Annotated in this window: 12 protein-coding genes; 2 read left to right on the top strand and 10 right to left on the bottom strand. The window is 44.5% G+C overall.

What is annotated here, in order from left to right; genetic code table 11:
- Positions 1 to 147: 147 nt before the first annotated feature.
- The 9 genes from csrA to ABH09_RS03150 form a co-directional block, all read right to left on the bottom strand.
- A complete protein-coding gene (csrA, locus tag ABH09_RS03190) occupies positions 148 to 369 on the bottom strand; it encodes a carbon storage regulator CsrA (protein ID WP_006188992.1) in 222 nt (73 codons plus the stop codon).
- Positions 363 to 809: a flagellar assembly protein FliW gene (fliW, locus tag ABH09_RS03185; RefSeq protein WP_253715170.1), complete on the bottom strand. Its 447-nt coding sequence runs from the start codon at positions 807 to 809 to the stop codon at positions 363 to 365. Before fliW ends, csrA begins: the two co-directional genes overlap by 7 nt.
- Positions 810 to 836: 27 nt before the next feature.
- On the bottom strand, positions 837 to 2,081 hold the full coding sequence (locus ABH09_RS03180; RefSeq protein WP_253715169.1) for a flagellar hook-associated protein 3: 1,245 nt from the start codon (positions 2,079 to 2,081) through the stop codon (positions 837 to 839).
- A gap of 169 nt (positions 2,082 to 2,250) precedes the next feature.
- A complete protein-coding gene (gene flgK / locus ABH09_RS03175) occupies positions 2,251 to 4,128 on the bottom strand; it encodes a flagellar hook-associated protein FlgK (protein WP_253715168.1) in 1,878 nt (625 codons plus the stop codon).
- A gap of 170 nt (positions 4,129 to 4,298) precedes the next feature.
- Positions 4,299 to 4,793, bottom strand: a complete 495-nt coding sequence (locus ABH09_RS03170; RefSeq protein ID WP_162662653.1) for a hypothetical protein — start codon at positions 4,791 to 4,793, stop codon at positions 4,299 to 4,301.
- Between the two features lie 425 nt (positions 4,794 to 5,218).
- Positions 5,219 to 6,766: a hypothetical protein gene (locus tag ABH09_RS03165; RefSeq protein ID WP_253715167.1), complete on the bottom strand. Its 1,548-nt coding sequence runs from the start codon at positions 6,764 to 6,766 to the stop codon at positions 5,219 to 5,221.
- Positions 6,767 to 6,883: 117 nt separating this feature from the next.
- Positions 6,884 to 8,770 (bottom strand): hypothetical protein, encoded by a 1,887-nt coding sequence (locus tag ABH09_RS03160; RefSeq protein WP_253715166.1) that lies wholly within the window; start codon positions 8,768 to 8,770, stop codon positions 6,884 to 6,886.
- A 138-nt stretch (positions 8,771 to 8,908) separates the two neighbouring features.
- Complete coding sequence (locus tag ABH09_RS03155) at positions 8,909 to 9,670, bottom strand: outer membrane lipoprotein-sorting protein (protein WP_230978140.1); 762 nt, start codon at positions 9,668 to 9,670, stop codon at positions 8,909 to 8,911.
- Between the two features lie 184 nt (positions 9,671 to 9,854).
- Entirely contained in the window at positions 9,855 to 12,569 is a 2,715-nt protein-coding gene (locus ABH09_RS03150) for an efflux RND transporter permease subunit (protein WP_253715165.1), read from the bottom strand.
- Between the two features lie 258 nt (positions 12,570 to 12,827).
- Between ABH09_RS03150 and ABH09_RS03145 the strand changes: the two genes are divergently transcribed.
- Together ABH09_RS03145 and ABH09_RS03140 are read left to right on the top strand one after the other, a co-directional pair.
- On the top strand, positions 12,828 to 13,607 hold the full coding sequence (locus ABH09_RS03145) for an oxygen-binding di-iron domain-containing protein (protein WP_162662643.1): 780 nt from the start codon (positions 12,828 to 12,830) through the stop codon (positions 13,605 to 13,607).
- Positions 13,608 to 13,618: 11 nt separating this feature from the next.
- Positions 13,619 to 14,476, top strand: a complete 858-nt coding sequence (locus ABH09_RS03140) for a methyl-accepting chemotaxis protein (protein WP_162662641.1) — start codon at positions 13,619 to 13,621, stop codon at positions 14,474 to 14,476.
- Between the two features lie 102 nt (positions 14,477 to 14,578).
- On the opposite strand, the gene ABH09_RS03135 is transcribed toward ABH09_RS03140, so the two are convergent.
- Positions 14,579 to 16,672, bottom strand: a complete 2,094-nt coding sequence (locus tag ABH09_RS03135; RefSeq protein WP_253715164.1) for a methyl-accepting chemotaxis protein — start codon at positions 16,670 to 16,672, stop codon at positions 14,579 to 14,581.
- Positions 16,673 to 16,712: the final 40 nt, after the last annotated feature.

Genomic DNA, 16,712 nt, shown 5'->3' with positions numbered 1-16,712 from the left:
GGGGATTCTCTTATCATCTTCTGCCTCCGTTAGTATACATCTCTTATACAGCACGAATGCAAAAATAGCCGGTAATAATTCATAATTATGCATTCTTAATTGTGAATTGACTTTCTCCGCTTCTTATACGGATTAAGATTTTTCTTTTTACTTCAACCCCAGTTGAGCGAGCGAATCGATATTGCCGGTCGCGAGTGCCGCTTTATTTTCGCGCTGAATTTCGTCGTAAATTTCTTCGCGGAATACCTTGACGGAGCGGGGGGCTTCAACGCCGATTTTAACCTGATCGCCCCGAACTTCAATAACGGTAATTTCAATTGAATCGCCGACGCGGATTTTTTGGTTTGTCTTTCGGGAAAGGATTAACATGACGAACCTCCGCGTTTCATTTCAGCGACGATATCATGCTTAGTCTTCCATTTTTCCCCGCCGATGACCAGCTGCATTGCCTTTTTATTCTTTTTATTGATAATGAGCGGCCCTTGCAAATTTGCCGTAATTGCCGAGCCGTCTGACGGAACGGTAACCAATGCGAACACCAGGACATCTGACGGAGACTCAATACCGAGCGGCTCAAGCAAACTGTCATCGATATCCAGTTCATAGTCAGGCCGGAAGATAAAAGGATCGATGGCAATAAAGGCAAGCTGCGCATCGTCAAGCGACTGAATCCATATAAACGGCTTTTGCTTCGCATCGAGCAATGCAAAGCGGTGATACTTTTTAAATCCGTAAAAACCTTCAGACAGGGTGATGATTTGATCTTCTTCAATCGTAACCGTACCCAGCGCCTTCGTTTTTATTTCCATACTAAAACTCCCTTTCTTTCGTCACCGTTATCTTAAATAATTGAGCAGCGTGTTTTTATATAAATTGCCGACCGTGCTTAACGATGCTTGATGAGTATACTCATACATTTTAAGATCGGAAATCGCTTGTGTCAAATCCAAATCGGCTTCGCGGGATTCCGCTCCCGTTACGTTCGGTATCTGCATATTCAAACGGGCGAGCGCCGCTTCCGCGCGTTCATAGCGGGAACCGTTTTCCGCAAGCCGCGCTGCGAGGTTGTCGATAGCCCCGTCCACACTGCCGAGTACTTTGCCGCCGAGCGATTCATGGTCGCCTGCATACATCGCATTACGCATCGCGATTACCGCATCAAAAAGCGAACCGCCGGAAACGCGCACCGAATCGGCAAGGTTGTACGGCGGCCGCTGCTGAGGTTTCACAATGCCGAGCGAGGCAAGTACGTTTCCCTCTCCGGTATCGCGCAGCCAGAGCTGCCGTGCATCGGTGGTTTCGATATTCATACCGTTGGTAACAGGGTCGAGCGAAGCCTTAACCGCTGCGCCTGAACTGTTGATCTTAGACATAATCGCATAGACGTTATCGCCCGCGATGAGCGGGATAGTAACTCCATCCACCTCGATGGCGCTATCCTGCTGCACGATGAAATTCCGTGCATCGGTTGCAGAAAAGAGCGTTTGCCGTTCCGCCCAAAAGATACGGTTTCCTGCCTGATTCGCATCCATAAATGAAAGCTCATCGCTTTCCACCTGTTTGGTGTCGATGGAACCGTTGTACCGTACATTGGTGATAACCGCGGAACCGGCGCCATCGATATCGCCCATCACAATCTCAAAAGGTTCGGTAAAACTTTTCGTACCGGCAAAGAGACGGGTGCCGTCCGCGCTAAAACTGTTCGCCGTTTGAACAAGCTCGTATAACAGCTCATCTACTTCCGGCGCCATCTTTTTAAGATCAGAAGCGGTATAAGTGCCGGTTGCACCCGCTACGGAAAGTTCGCGGAGCCGCTGCATAATATTGAGCGCACTCTGCATCGGCGCCTCTGCAACCTTATATTGGTCGTTGAGCGTCTTGGCATTTTTTTCAAAGCGGTCAAGCCGTGCCAGAAGCGATTTATAGCGTACCGAGTGTCCAGCCGCAACAGGATCATCACGAAGCTGCTGAATGCGCCGCTGAGTACTGAGTTGACTGTTTACCTTGTGCAGCCTACTTTCCTGCCTCCGCACCGAATAGCTGCTATCCGAATGCTGCATATTTGAACTAATCCGTTGCATACTTACTCCTTTTTCCCGGTAAATATATCAGGGGTAGTGTGATATAGCCCGCAGAATAAAAGCGGCCGTCCAACCAGAGTTGAATCGCTTCGCGATTCAAATGGTTTTCCTGCCGCTTTTATTCTGCGGCTTCGATTAGTCACCGCCCCCTGATATATTTACCCATGGCCTAGACGCCAAGGCGGTTAATAATGGTATCGAGCATCTCGTTGACGGTAGCGACAAAACGAGCAGTCGCATTGTAGCCGTGCTGGAATTTAATAATATCCGCCAATTCTTCGTCGATGTTGACACCGGAAATCGAGTCGCGCATATCACGGAGTTCCTTGCCGATAGCAGTTTGCGTATTCAACGCAAGCTCGGATTGCTCACCCTTTAAGCCCATATCGGTAACAGCCTCGGCGAAGAATTCATCGAAGGTGCGGGTGTTGCCGACCATAACCGGCGTATTCCGTATCTTTGCGATAGCGACGGCGGCGCGGTTGTCTCCGGGATAGGGGATGCCTTCAGGACTGGGGTAACCGGCGGCGATATTCTGTAAATCGCTTACCACAACCGGATTGATTTCCATCCAGCCGGAGGGGTGCGCAATGGGGGAAACGGCATACTGTGCGCCTTCCTGCGACAGTACGTTCACCGCATCGGGCTGCTGCCAGTCGTAGGCGTTTTCTGCACCGCTGCCGGTAAGCACGCCGGCGTAGCCCGCTAAAAAGCGTCCTGAATCCTCGACGTGTCTGATAACAAAGTCGGGATTTTCGGTATCCTGTGCCGCCGTCCCCTTGAGCACGAGTTTGTTGTTTTGGTCGAGATACGCGACGACTTCTGCGCCGGAACGGTTGATGCGGTCTACAAGGTCGGCGACCATATCGGTGGAAGCGTAGGGTACTTGAACCGTTCCCGTTCCTGCGGAAAGGGTGATCGTCCCTTCCAATCCGATTTGTTCGCGCGGATCAAGACTATATGCGCCGGTCAAACGGAAGATATATGAAGAATCATATTCACCGTCGCCGTTCCGGTCGAAATTACCGACCGTATTGTTGATAAAATATTGTTCTTTGAAAAAATCAATACCGGTTTTTCCGTTTAAGCCCATTGCATTGCGATGAATGTCGTTAACCAGGTCGACAAAGTTCATCGCCATTGTATCGAGTTTATTGATTTCGTCGCGGACATCTCCGTCGCGCAGTTCGATAAGAGCAGCCAGCCTACCGCCGCCGAAGTGTGCAAGATTGCCGGAATCTTCCCATACGACATTAGCATACCCTTCATTTCCGGTACCACTTTTAAGCCCGAAAGTACGGAATGTTCGCCCCTGTACCAACTCCATACCATCCGAATAAATGATATAGGATTCGTCGGCATCTACCTTCTCTACGGAGATGGAAATAAGGTCGGCAAGTTTTTCGGTTAAAACATCGCGCTTATCCATCAAGTCGTTGGGATTATCGCCCATCGCTTTGACTTTTACGATTTCTTCATTGAGCGCCGCAATCTGCCGGGTAAAGGAGTTTACCTGCTTAACCCGCGCTTCAATATCTCCGTTGATCATATCGCGGATGCCCTGCAATCCCCGGTATTGGTGGTGCACGGCATCGGTCAGCGTTTTTGCGCGGGTTGCAACCGCACTGCGCGCCGCCGTCGATTCGGGATAGACTGACAGCTCCTGCCATGAATCCCAAAATTGATCGAGCCGTGTCCGTACGGAAGTATCCTCCGGCTCGTTATACAGCTGTTCCAGCATATAGATGTAGGAATCGCGTGTCTCCCAGTATCCCTGCTTATCGGTTTGGGCGACAATCCGCTGATCCAATAACTCGTCGCGCAGGCGGGTAATGGAGCTGACAGCAACACCCTGTCCGATTTGTCCGGGAGTTTCCGCCCGTGAAAGATCGGGACGGTACAGCGGCTCGTAAGAATCAAGCTGAACACGCTGACGGGTATATCCTTCCGTGGATGAGTTCGATATGTTATGACCGGCTGTTTGAATAGACTGCTGGTGTGCAAAAAAACTGCGTTTTCCCAATTCAATCGAAGCAAATGTAGACATTTTTTCTCCCATAAAAACTTTTACAGGAAATTTAAATTTCCAAAAAAGTTTTTAGCCGTGCGCATCAGCGCATTCGTAAAATAATCGAGTTTGCAACGCAAACTTGAGATAAAAAGCGATGGTGCTATTTCAGACAGCGCTTTTTATCTCGCCTTCTTGAATACTATCCGTTAAAATACCGTATCGATAACCAAACTGCTGTAATTTGATTGACTCGGCGCACCGGTACGGGTATAAAATGCTGTTCTCGTACCGATTTCAGCGGCATCCATCATATCTTGTACCAGCGTCTGTACATGAGTAACGTAAGCGTCAAGCGTATCGTTTGCAGTTTTTGAGAGCTGCACCTGCTGTTGCAGGCGGCGATATAAATACGATAGCTTTTTTTGATTTTCTGCAGGCAGTGATGCAATATAGCCATAAAAATCACTCACCTCTTCGTTATACGGATCAAGCTGATTAAGAAGCAAAAAACACTGCTTATCAAGCCGTAAAAACTCATTGGAAGCCTGCGTACTTTTCAACACGCAGCGTTCAATGCCTTCCCATGAGCGGTTCCGCACGGAGTCGGAAAGCTCTTTTTGATATGCATATACTTCTTTCATCACGTTAATTTGCTGCTGTAAGACTTGTTCGATTTTCCCTGCAGCGGATACTTTGTCCATCTGATACCCCTTCTGCTACAGTGTCGGAATTTAGCGGAAAACCTTGAGGGAAATCGGCAAACGCATCAGACGTTTTTATACCCCCACAGAATAATTGAGGTCGTTCAACCAGAGTTGAATCGCTTTGCGATTCAAATGGTCTCGCAACCTCAATTATTCTGTGGCAGTTGCTTTATTCATCTGATGCGTTTGCCTCTTTTAGAGAATAAAGTGCGTGAAATTTTGGATAAAATTTCATGCAGAAGGAAGGAAACGCATCAGATTTCTTGGTGCATTGCCCGCAGAATAATTGTGGCAGTTGCTTTATTCATCTGATGCGTTTTCCTCTTTATCGAAGAAAAAAAATGCACGAAATTTTGGAGAAAATTTCGTGCACGTGGTGTGAGGTGTGTTTTATAGGGTACCTCTAAAAAACTAGAAATGCCCTATAAATTGAGGAGGGTTGAAAGTGCGTTGAGGTTCGCGGTAATTTCGTCTTTAATGGCTTGCCACTCATTGACCTTTGTCTCAAGCACTTTAACCGTATCGTTAGGTATCACAATATCTTCAAGGATATTTTTACTGTATATAACCGATGCATCGGTTTCAAGTTGCACGGTATACTGCTCCGTATCCGGTGTCTTCAAGTCCATGCCGATGGTGTCGACTTTATAAATAATGATATCCGGTGCTTTTTCAACGGTTCCTAATGCCTGCATTGCAATATTCATAAGGACTTGTTTTGTACCTTTGTCCTTACCATCAAGACCGTTATATGCGGTTACATCCATTCCTATTTTAAAGTTATCGTTCTGCTTCGTTGTATCGGCATAAAAGTAGTAATGCATATCAATATCCGAAAGGGAGGATTTTTCGGTATCGTTTGTAACGGACATAGATGCCGAATAATCGATTTTGGCTGTCGTATCGGTAATAGTACCTTCGGTAGCAAATACAAAAGATATTATATCCGCTTTTGTATCTTTATCGATAAGTTTAGGATCGGTAATATTGAGCGTATACGTCATACCGTCAATCGGGTTTTCATAATTTTTAATACCGGTCTCAAGATGTACAATTTCTTTACCTTTGGTACTGACGGTGCATATATCCTTTATGACTAGATTGTCTTTAACAATCAATTCTTCTGTAAAAGAGCACTCCTTAATCTTGTCTTTTATTTCCGTATTGAATTTTTCTTCGATCTCTTTAAATTCTTTTTCAAAAAGTTTTTCATAAAAATTCCAGAGAGCTTTTATCCTGTTATCGTTTTTTACCGCATTTACCAGAGCCGGGATGAATTTAACGATATCATCATTATTGAATACGATGGAATATGTATCGCCATTCCGTGTGATAACCGCATGCTTATAGAGAATACCTTGAGCCTTATCATAACGCTTTTGCGACGCCTTATCCGGTTGAATGGAAGTAAATGTTCTGAGTGTATTATAGGTCAAATCGATATTGAGGTTTGCAGGAACTTCTTTAGGGGCAATAAGCGCAAGCGCTTTTCCGAGGTCTTGTGCAGGAATAGAAAAGGCTTTATTGAATATCGAAGGACTCGCCGCTTCAATATTTTTTTGTCCCATAACGATATTGATGACATCGGTTTTTTCTTCGTTTTGTAAAATATTATTGAATGCATAAGAAAACTTAAATGCTTGTGCCTTTTTATCGTTTATAAAGCGGCTCGTTACACCGATTTTATTTTCGATAACCGAATCAATGAACGGTGCTGCCGATTGCAAAAACTTTTCGACTTTCGGCCCCTGTATATCATAATCGGTAAGAAAAAAATTTAATTGTTCATAGCCGTTGTCGGCAATATCACTGCGCAGCATAAAATTGTTTTCAAATTTCGTAAATGAATTGATAAGCTTTTCAGCTGACGCGTTTTTAATGCTTATGATATTCTTTGCGTCTTTATTGCCGCACGATATTATAAAAATAAGAATCATAAGGCTAAAGACAAATAATTTACCGTGTTTCATACCGTATACTCCTTTAAAAAACACCGTTATAATAGAAATCTCTATTTCTGGGACGCCCTACTATACCTCTTTTTCTACAAAGTGTCAGCATATCATCTCTAAAAAATTAATTAGTTTTCAAAATCGATACTCAAGACTTGCTTGGACAAAATGATTGTTTTTCCAGTTTGAAAACTCGCTCTTTTTATTTGCGGCATAAATGTAAGCGCCTGTTCCTTCTACGTACAGTTCATCTTTAATACGGTAGCGCAATTTAGGTATTATGACGAAATCGTTATGTTCTATGCCCCAGATACAGGTAAGGGAATCGGTGAGATTTTCATGCAGCCACGAATCGGAAATGTTGACAATCAACTTATTGTTGGTTGATTTTTCCGCCGTATTCCAATCCATGTCGAATTTCCCGTTCTCATTATTTTCTTTCACTTTTTTGAAGCCGAGCGTCCATGCGCCGAGGTTTTGGATATTAACATTGATGTTATTCAAGGGGATATCGACGTCAAATCCCATTACCCACTGAATGCTGTTGTTATGCACTGCAGGGTCGGTACCTTTAAAATCGCCTGTCATGTAGTAGGCAAATTCAGACTTTAAATTGAACATTGCGATTGCCGTTCCCAGATCGATGCCGAAGATATGTACAGGATCGTAGTGTACGCAATCGGCAAGGCTTTTTCCGGCAAGCGCATTGGCAACCATAGCGTCTACGTCAATCGACGGCGTCTTATAGTGTCCGAAATAATACTGCCCCGCCATATCCACCGGCCCCGCCGAACCGGAAAGTCGTATACCGTACTGACCGTATTTGATGTTATGCATATCGGGTAAAAAGGCATTCATGCCGATTTTTACAAATTCATCAAACCGAAAACTCCCGATAACCGCATCGGCTGTTTTTAGACTTGCAATAAATTCCGTCTCCGCTTTTTTTGCTGTGTCGGCGATCTGTTTCGCTATAAAGGCTGTTGCCTGTGTTAAAAACGGCTCCCCTTGCAGCGCCGCTTTCAATTCCGCTTCAGTATAGGGGGTACCGTCCGGTTTGGGAGGCAAAAACTTTTCAATGATTTCCGTAGTCGGTATGGTGATTTTCTGTTTTGCAAGATTTTCCAACAATTTTTTTATACTTTTTTTTCCAATAGTAATGCCCTCAAGTAAAGCGCTTTCATTAAGTTTCCCTACAATATCTTTCATATCAATGGTAATCGAATTGGGGATATTTTCTTTCAGTATCTTTGAAATAGGATCATGAAGCGCTTGTTGTAGTTTTGTTTCATCAAAAAAGAGTGAAAAAGCCGAAGTTGAATCGTTTATAGCCCCTAATAGATGATTGTGCGCACTCTGCTTTGCTCGGTACAGCTGAGGCGGTACCCACGGGTCGGATAACGCAATACGGTCGGGTGTCATGGACGGAGCCCATGCAAGTTCAAGCCGCAGCGGAATCGGGGCATTATAGGCAAAATGCACCATCGGTTCGCCTATTCTGCGGTCTATATAGGCGGGGATGGTAAAGTCGGTAAGGTCGTTTGCATTGAATACGTCGAGCACGTGAATCATATCGCCCTTGCCCCACACGAGTTTCAGTTTTCCGGCGGATAGCACGCAGTCGCCTAAATAAGCGCGCATTGTCAGTTCATTGAGGATATCGAGCGGATAATCCTTTACTGTCCGCACATTCAACTGCAAATCGGCGGCCAACTCCGTTTTAGGGCTGCTATGACTTACCGTCAATCCGAACACGGGGATTGCATCGGCGCGCTTTACATCGGGATGTACCCAAAGCCGCGCATCCAGTTTGGCAAAGCCGTGCCATTCCAGTATTTTCTCCGATTTACTCATCGAAGCGGAATTCATTACGCCGTTCGTATCCGTTTCCGCTGAACTGAAATTCGTTTCCGCAGAATCGGAAGTTACTTCTCCCCCATCATCAAAAAAAGAGGCCTGCGCACATAGCGCTCCCATCAACGCAACTGAAATCAGCACACACATCAAAAGCTTTTTCTTCATAATGCACCTCTCCGTATTCATCGCATCAGCGACGGACTCCTGCGGCAATTCAATGGATAATTGGTAATGGTAATCAATTTGTAATTGGCAATTTGTAATACGTAATTACCCATCACAAATTATGAATTACCAATTATATTACAGTTTCCCCGTGTTTAAGAAATTCTGCGTAAACATTTTATCGTTGATCGGTTTGTCCAGTTCGAGCTTGAGGATGGTGATGCGGGTGGTATGTTTCGTCTGTACGTTTGTCATTTTCCCCTGCATAGGAATCCGATAGTCTCCCTGTTTTTCGATCTTCTCGATCTCCAAGACTTTCAGCAGTGCGCCTTTTTTATCGTACATTTCGATTTTAACCGGTATGGATGTTTCTTGATCGATGTATGAAATCCGTTTAAGGTACTGGCTTGACTTTACATTAACCGGTGTTGATTCAACTTTATAACAGGTATACGGGCCGACCGTTTCGGTTCCAAGCAGTTCGTGCGTATCTTCGTCGATTTTGCGCGTTTCCAGATCGTCATAACTGGCATCGGTGCCCATAAAGGACTTTGCTCCGTCAGCAGAAGCGATACGGCGGGTAGTGCGCAGCGCAGGCATATAGATCCACTTGTCGTTGGCACGGTCTTTATTCACAATTTGCAAAAAGCGCGTATCCTTTACCGAAGCAGGCTGTCGGAATATAATCAGCGCCGCGCCGGTTTTGTCTCCGGGATCCTTTGCCCATTCTTCGATCATACGTTCGTCGACGGAATTATTTGAATCGATCAATTCCATTTTTACGGCGCTATGGGTAAACCGCGGGCGCGGCACATCGAGCGACTTTTGTACGACACTTTTGCCGTCTTCGGCAGCAAGCACCCCAGCAATACCGGCAGCGAGCAACGGTATCAACACCATCTTTCTTATTAACTGTGTCATCTTCACACCTCCTATAAAAACTTTTGCAGGATGTTTGAACATCCGAAAAAGTTTTTAGCCGTGCGCGTTGCGCGCACATATATAATAATCGAGTTTGCAACGCAAACTTGAGATAAAAAGCGCCGACGCAATTTTAGACGGTGCTTTTTATCACACCTCCTATCTATTTAGCCATAAAACGCGGTTTAAAAATGTTGAGCAGCATCGGTAAAATCGTCATAGCTGCGACGGAGCCGGTCAGCATAACAACCGCGACTAGAAACCCGACAAACCGCAACACCACAAAGCGGGAAAAGCACAGCACGACAAAGCCGAACCCGACCGATGCGGCGTTGACCATAATGGCTTTTCCCGAAAGCTGTAACGTATTGACCGTTACGGCGGTTAAATCGTCCGTTCTTAGCCGCTCCTTATGATAGTTATTCATAAAGTGAACGGTATAGTCGATGCCGATCCCGATGGCAATCGCTGCCACCAGACTGGTTACCATATCGAGGTTAATACCGGTGAGTCCCATAATGCCAAAGTTCATCAGAATGGAAACGCCGAGTGGAACCGCACCGATAAGCCCTGCAAACGGAGAACGGTAATACAGGGACAAAATGCAAAACACAATCACAATAGCAAGCAGCAAACTGGATATCTGACTACCGATAATCATCGAGGTCATTGCAGTTTCAAGCTCCCCAAGGCCGGAGGCTTCCAACGTGTAGCCTTCGGGAAAATGCTGCTGCGCATACTGCGTCGCAGCATCGATAACCGCTTTTATCTTACCGGTGTCGTGAACGCGCATCATTATCTGCATACGGGTCTTTGACGGCTCCAGCTGCTCATCCACCAAATCATCAAGCGAACCTGAATATAATAGAAGATATTGCGAAATTAAGTTTTTTAATTCCTCACGATTAGCAACCGGATATTTTGAAACGTCGTAGGGAATTTCATCGTAAGCAGCTCCGTTGTAGTTCAGTTCCTTTTGCAGTGCGGCTATAAATTCGGGGAGTGTAACGTCCTTTCCTCCCGATTGCGCATACGCGGCGATAAAAAGCTCCATCACGTCATCGGCTGTCAATGCCTTTCCGCGATACCGTGCAGCAAAAGAAGGTGAAGTGTCGGCCGCGCGTGATACAGTCTGAACCGCAAGACTATCCGGTGAAGACTCAGCCGGTATTCTGCTGCCTTGTTCGGTATCGGAATCGGCAAAGAAACTTCCGGCATCCGAAAAGAAGCTCTCGCCGGATTGCGAACCTTTGTCGGCGGATTCGGCGGTCGCGGAATATTCGGTTTGCATATCTTTATGCATCACCTGATTAAGCCGCTTAATAAAATCGGAAAACGATAATATCGTGCCGATATCGGCGTAGTTATCCGTGAGGAAACCTGAAAGCCCGTCCATTTGTTTTAAAATTTCCGGATCGCAAAGCGCACCTTTCTTTTTACCGTCGATCACCAGACTAAACCCCGTAGAGCCGACATAATGACTGTCGATGTAAGAAACACCTTCCCGTATTTCGGAGTTTTTAGGGAAATACTCCAAAAAAGCCGACTCAATATTTAACTGATAGATGCCCCAGATCGAAAGATTGATAATGACAAGCAGCATGATGATAAACCCCGCCCGATGTCGGTTAAAAAAGAGATAAATCCTATGCATCATCCCTTTTTCGTCTATCTTTATCCCCAATGCGGCAAGCCGCGCATTTTGCTTTGTCGAATGCATCTGCATCTTTTTTTGCTGTTTTTGCACAAGACTCATGGGTTTCAGGATCAACAATGCAGGGATAAGTAGAAATGCTATAACCAATTCGATTACAATACCGTAAGCGCTGAACGTTGCAAAGGATTTTAGCGGTTTTATCGGGCTGGTGATGGTGGATATAAACCCTGCGATTGTCGTAATACCTGCAAGCAGTACCGGCGCACGAACTCCTTTCAGCGATTCAGCGACGATGGCGCGATGGCGTTCCTGTGAGGGGATCGGCGGCTCCGTTTCAAGATGCTGATAGTAATGATTGACAATGTGAATACCGTAAGCGGAGCCGACAGCGATCAGCAGTACCGGCAAGCAGCTCGAAACGATAGTCAACGGTTCTCCGATAAGAGCCATCGTGCCGATCGTCCATACCGTACTGATAAGCACCGCAAGCAGCGGCAGAATAGTTCCTTCAATATTCTTAAAAGATAAAAACAGACAGAGTAATACCACTGCAGTGATCAGCGGGATAAGATTGCGTAAATCCGCATACATAAAAAGCTTTGCATGTTCGGCAAGTACCGGATCGCCGGCAATTTTATACGATACCCCGTTTACCGTTTGCAAATTCCGCTTGACTATCTCTACCGTATTATTATAGAGCGTACTGACTTCAGTAGGCGTACTCGTTGAGGCGATAGTTACGACAATCTGCACGCCTTTAAAACTATCCGAAATAATCGTACCGAGGTAGGCGTGCGGCCATTCAAAGATCTTTTGCTTTATTGCTTGAATTTCCGCCGCAGTTCCCGAAAACCGTTCGGGGAGTAATGGTTCTACAATAAGGGCGCCGTCCATAGCGGTAATAAACTCGATATCGGTTAAAGACCGTACCTTTACGACATTATCGAGTAACGCAAGCTCTTCGGAGATATTTTTAATTGCAGCGATATAATCAGGGCGAAGAATAGTATCTTCATTGGTTTCCAGCACAATATCCATCGCATATTGATCGCCAAAGTCCTTTGTTAACTGTTTGAACCTGATATTCGACGGATGCTCTTCCGGGAAGAAATGACGTAACTCATTATCCATGTTGATTTTCGGAATCATAAAGCCGAAAAATACGGTAACAACTGCAATAACCGCTATTACCGTATACGCATACCTCTCTCCATATTTCATATTTGTAACCTTCCGGCGTATTTTTTTGTTTATGTTAATTTTATTATGCCTTCTTATAGAATTTACTGAATTATCCGTAATCGTCAATATCATTTTCAAAAAAAAGTAAACGTCGTATACCATGCGGGATCATTCATCTACTGATAAACTGCTAATATTAGGGATCATTCTCCACTTGACTTGTCTCTCATTTGATTTATCGATATACTGCAAGTATATGTTGAATACAGTCTTTAGATACGAGGTAGTAGGAAAATAATGACATCTGATGCAAATGTACGTGTGCAAGGCAAGATTCTTTACGAAGATGAGAATCATAAGTTTATCTGGCTGGGCGGCGAAACAAAATACCGGAAGGGCGCCGTACAGACCATGCAGTACTTGATCATCGATAACGGTCGCGGAATCCTACTGGATCCGGGTGGGGTGCATCTTTTCTCGCAGGTAGTAACCGCCGTCAGTAGGTTTATATCAGTAGATAAAATCGACATCATCTTTTTCTCTCATCAAGATCCCGATGTATCTTCCGGCATTGCCCTGTGGCTTGGTATTACACAGGCACAGATTTATATTTCTTCTCTTTGGCTCCGTTTCATGCCTCACTTCGGCATTGTTGACGTTTCGCGTATGACCGGCATTCCTGACAAGGGTATGAGCATTTCTTTGACTTCCGGCAATAAGCTGCGATGTGTACCTTCCCATTTTATGCATTCGCCGGGACAGTTTTCGCTCTTTGACGAACGTTCTCGTATCTTGTTTAGCGGTGATATTGGCGCCGCCGTATTTGAAAAAGAGGAAGATGAAACACTCTTTATCGACGATTTCCAAAAGCATATCCCATTGATCGAACCCTTCCACGTTAGATATATGGCAGCTAATAAGATTGTCAAGCGCTGGGTTGAAGCAGTGCGACTATTGAACCCGTCTGTTATTGCGCCTCAGCACGGAGCTGTTTACACCGATGATAAGGTAGAGCTCTTCTTAGATTGGCTTTCTCATTTGCAATGCGGCATAGATTATCTTGACCGGTTATTTTAGGAAATGACTATATGGTAGAAGAACAAGAAGCGCTTCAAAATTTTACCGATTTAGTAGATAAAATTGTCGTTAAATACAACAAAGGTGTTGTCTTAGACTTTGTAACGCAGCATTCGTTTCAAATTATCAAAAGCTCGATGGAGCAGCTGGAAGAACGGTTTGAAACTATCCTTTCGGTCTTTGAAGAAATTCAAAAAGAGAGTAGTTCTTCTGCTGCGAATGCTGTTCGTGTTGATAATCTGCTGGATACGGCGCTCGGCAGCAGAAAAACGCTGCAAAAAGAAATCCATAAACGACTTGATGAAATCGATGAAGCGGCATCCACGGCACAAATAACAGCTGCCTCGTTTGAAACACTCAAGGAACACACCGGAGAAGTTAAAGCGATGGTCTCTGACATCCAAAACATTTCGGTAAAAACCGGTATTTTGGCTATTAATGCTTCAATCGAAGCCGCTCACGCAGGCAAAGCCGGTGACGGTTTTAGAATTATTGCAAATGAAGTACGAAATCTTTCTACCCAAACCGGTACCTTCGCCAAGATGATCGAAACGAAAATGGCAGAATTGCAGTCATCGGTAAAGAGCATCAGTGAAAGTATGTCTCTTTTTATTTCGCTCTTTTCGGAATTTCAAAAATCTTTTACCGGTATTCTTGCCAATTACGATAAAAATTCGGAAACCTTGGATGCAGCAGGTTTTTCGTTAGCAGAAATCTCATCTTCGATTAAAGAGCAAGATGGCAGTATACACGAAGGCTTCAACTCGCTTAAGGCTATCAACGAGTTTCTAAAAGAGACAGGGGCAATACTGGATGTCGTACAGACCAGTCATCAGCATTTAGGTACCTTATTGCAGAAAAAAGAATAGAGGAAACGTTACTCCGTTCTCGCTCAAAAATGAATATCCTTGTCCATTCTTAGGCGTACTGAAACGTATTATCTTTTTATCGAGAAAAAAGAAAAATATCCCCTATTTGACCTTAAATTTTCCCACTTCGTTTGCGAGCCTTGCGATACTTTCTCGATTCTTCTGCGTCATCGTATTAACTTCTTGTACAGCGTTGTTAATTTGCACGGCGCCGGAAGCCATTTCGTTCATACTATCGGTGATAATGCGTGTTAATTCGTCGAGTGTATGCATTTCGTGTGCAGCACCTTCTCCGCCTTTCAGCATTTCTTCTGAGCCGGCTTGTACTTCGGTTGTTACGATGTTAATGTTTTTAATAGCCGATAAAATCTCTTTGCTGCCGTGTTCTTGCTCTTTCATTGCTGCTGTTAAAAGATTGCTCATCGATTTTACTTGTTCCGCCAATTCAAAAATCAAATTGAATTTCCCTTCGACAATTTTAGACGAAGTGGACAGTGTTTCGATTTCCGCAGTTAAGGATTTAAGCGTTGCTGTAATTGTCTTTCCCTGCATTGCAGAATCTTCCGAAAGCTTACGGATTTCATCGGCGACAACAGCAAACCCTTTTCCGGCTTCTCCCGCATGGGCAGCCTCGATTGCGGCATTCATTGCAAGCAGGTTGGTCTGCGAGGCGATATGTTGAATAACATTAGAGGCTTCCATTAACGAACCGGATTCTTCGGCAATCTTCTGTGTTACGGCATTAGAAGTTACTAAGGCTGCTTTCCCGTCTCCCGTAGCCGAAACAAAGTTTTTGATAATTTGATCGGTTTTTCCGAGTGTTTGACCGATCGAAGCAATATTTGCAACCATCTGCTCTATTGAAGACGAAGATTGTGCGACGCTGCCTACCTGCGTTTCGATACTGCTATTTAATTGCTTGATTGTTCTAATAATCTCTTCAACGGTTGCCGCCGTTTCGGTAACGCTTGCTGCTTGGTTGATCATTTTCTCTTTTACCGTTTCTGTCGTTGCCGTAATTTGCCGTATTGCGCTTGCCGTTTCAAGCATATTATCTGCAAGATTGGTGCCGGTTACTTCCATGTCAGCTGTATTCGCTTCTATCGAGCGGATTGCATCGGCAATTTTTCCGATTGTTTCATTAAAATATCGTGCTATATCGGTAAGCTCGTCTTTTCCCTTTACCGGTAGTGAAACCGTTAAGTCTCCCGTTCCCTGCGCTATCTCTTTTAGGGCAGTAGCCGTTTTCTGTAGCGCTCGGGAAAGTCCCAACGACACGACAAAAATAATGCAAACAACCAAGGTCACCAATATCGTATCGATAATGATAATAAGCCTAATAGCAACCATATATTTTTGCCGGTAATCCGTCGTAATAAGCGTCCATCCCGTCGTAGATATCTTTGCATAAGCGGCATCTTTTATCGCCCCTTTATATTTATAAGATCCGGAGCCGGAAGTTGTCGATTGAACCGCTGTATGCTCAAAACGGCCTATACTTTCAAGTTCTTTATCCGATTGAGATTTTACGTATGCGTTTTCTTGTGAATAAATAAGTGCGACATCATGGTCGGCAATAGTAACACCGTCTTTATCCAAGATATAGACTTCACCGCTCTCTCCAATTTTTATATTCCGTATTGTCTCATATATTTTGAGCCCATCGTATACGGTTGCAATTGTACCGATGATTGCTTTATCTCTTCCGTAGATGGGCGCCGCTATAGTGCAAACAAGCGATCCGTCTTTATACGAAGGGTATGGCGTACTGAGGAAAAATTCTCCTTGTATGCTCTTTTGGAACCATTCAAAATTCTTAGCATTTGCCGCCGTACCATCAGTTCTATAAGCATTCCCTTGGGCGTCGGTTACAATCATCCGCAAGCATCCGTCTTTCTTAGCTATTTCTGCCTCACTTTTTAAAATTTCTATTTTTTCGGACAGGGGAGTGTTTGGATTTGAAACTACCGATCCCCGAGCTAATGTTTCCATTTGTATCCTAAATTTTTCAATATATGTTTGCTCAAATATCGTAGCTTGATTTTCTGCAAGCGTTATTAAATGGGAAGCTGCTTGCCGCTCGAGCGCAAGGCGGGAGCTGCGAACAGAAATAAAATTAATAGTTACCATTGAAACGGTGAATAATAAACCGAAAGTGAGTGACAAGCGTGCTTTAAGCGGAAATCTCTTGAGCATAATCATTCCTTAATATTTTAATCTCATATTTTATATATCG

Source organism: Treponema sp. OMZ 803, from assembly GCF_024181165.1.
Classification (GTDB): domain Bacteria; phylum Spirochaetota; class Spirochaetia; order Treponematales; family Treponemataceae; genus Treponema.
The sequence above is the reverse complement of the archived record's forward strand: the minus strand, read 5'-3'. Positions and strand labels throughout refer to the sequence as shown.

What these genes read in the sequence shown, in the direction of transcription:
- fliW (WP_253715170.1), bottom strand. Translation starts at nt 809, where the DNA reads ATGGAAATAAAAACGAAGGCGCTGGGTACGGTTACGATTGAAGAAGAT.
- ABH09_RS03150 (WP_253715165.1), bottom strand. Translation starts at nt 12,569, where the DNA reads ATGAAATATGGAGAGAGGTATGCGTATACGGTAATAGCGGTTATTGCA.
- ABH09_RS03160 (WP_253715166.1), bottom strand. Translation starts at nt 8,770, where the DNA reads ATGAAGAAAAAGCTTTTGATGTGTGTGCTGATTTCAGTTGCGTTGATG.
- ABH09_RS03155 (WP_230978140.1), bottom strand. Translation starts at nt 9,670, where the DNA reads ATGGTGTTGATACCGTTGCTCGCTGCCGGTATTGCTGGGGTGCTTGCT.
- ABH09_RS03165 (WP_253715167.1), bottom strand. Translation starts at nt 6,766, where the DNA reads ATGAAACACGGTAAATTATTTGTCTTTAGCCTTATGATTCTTATTTTT.
- ABH09_RS03135 (WP_253715164.1), bottom strand. Translation starts at nt 16,672, where the DNA reads ATGCTCAAGAGATTTCCGCTTAAAGCACGCTTGTCACTCACTTTCGGT.
- flgK (WP_253715168.1), bottom strand. Translation starts at nt 4,128, where the DNA reads ATGTCTACATTTGCTTCGATTGAATTGGGAAAACGCAGTTTTTTTGCA.
- ABH09_RS03145 (WP_162662643.1), top strand. Translation starts at nt 12,828, where the DNA reads ATGACATCTGATGCAAATGTACGTGTGCAAGGCAAGATTCTTTACGAA.
- ABH09_RS03180 (WP_253715169.1), bottom strand. Translation starts at nt 2,081, where the DNA reads ATGCAACGGATTAGTTCAAATATGCAGCATTCGGATAGCAGCTATTCG.
- csrA (WP_006188992.1), bottom strand. Translation starts at nt 369, where the DNA reads ATGTTAATCCTTTCCCGAAAGACAAACCAAAAAATCCGCGTCGGCGAT.
- ABH09_RS03140 (WP_162662641.1), top strand. Translation starts at nt 13,619, where the DNA reads ATGGTAGAAGAACAAGAAGCGCTTCAAAATTTTACCGATTTAGTAGAT.
- ABH09_RS03170 (WP_162662653.1), bottom strand. Translation starts at nt 4,793, where the DNA reads ATGGACAAAGTATCCGCTGCAGGGAAAATCGAACAAGTCTTACAGCAG.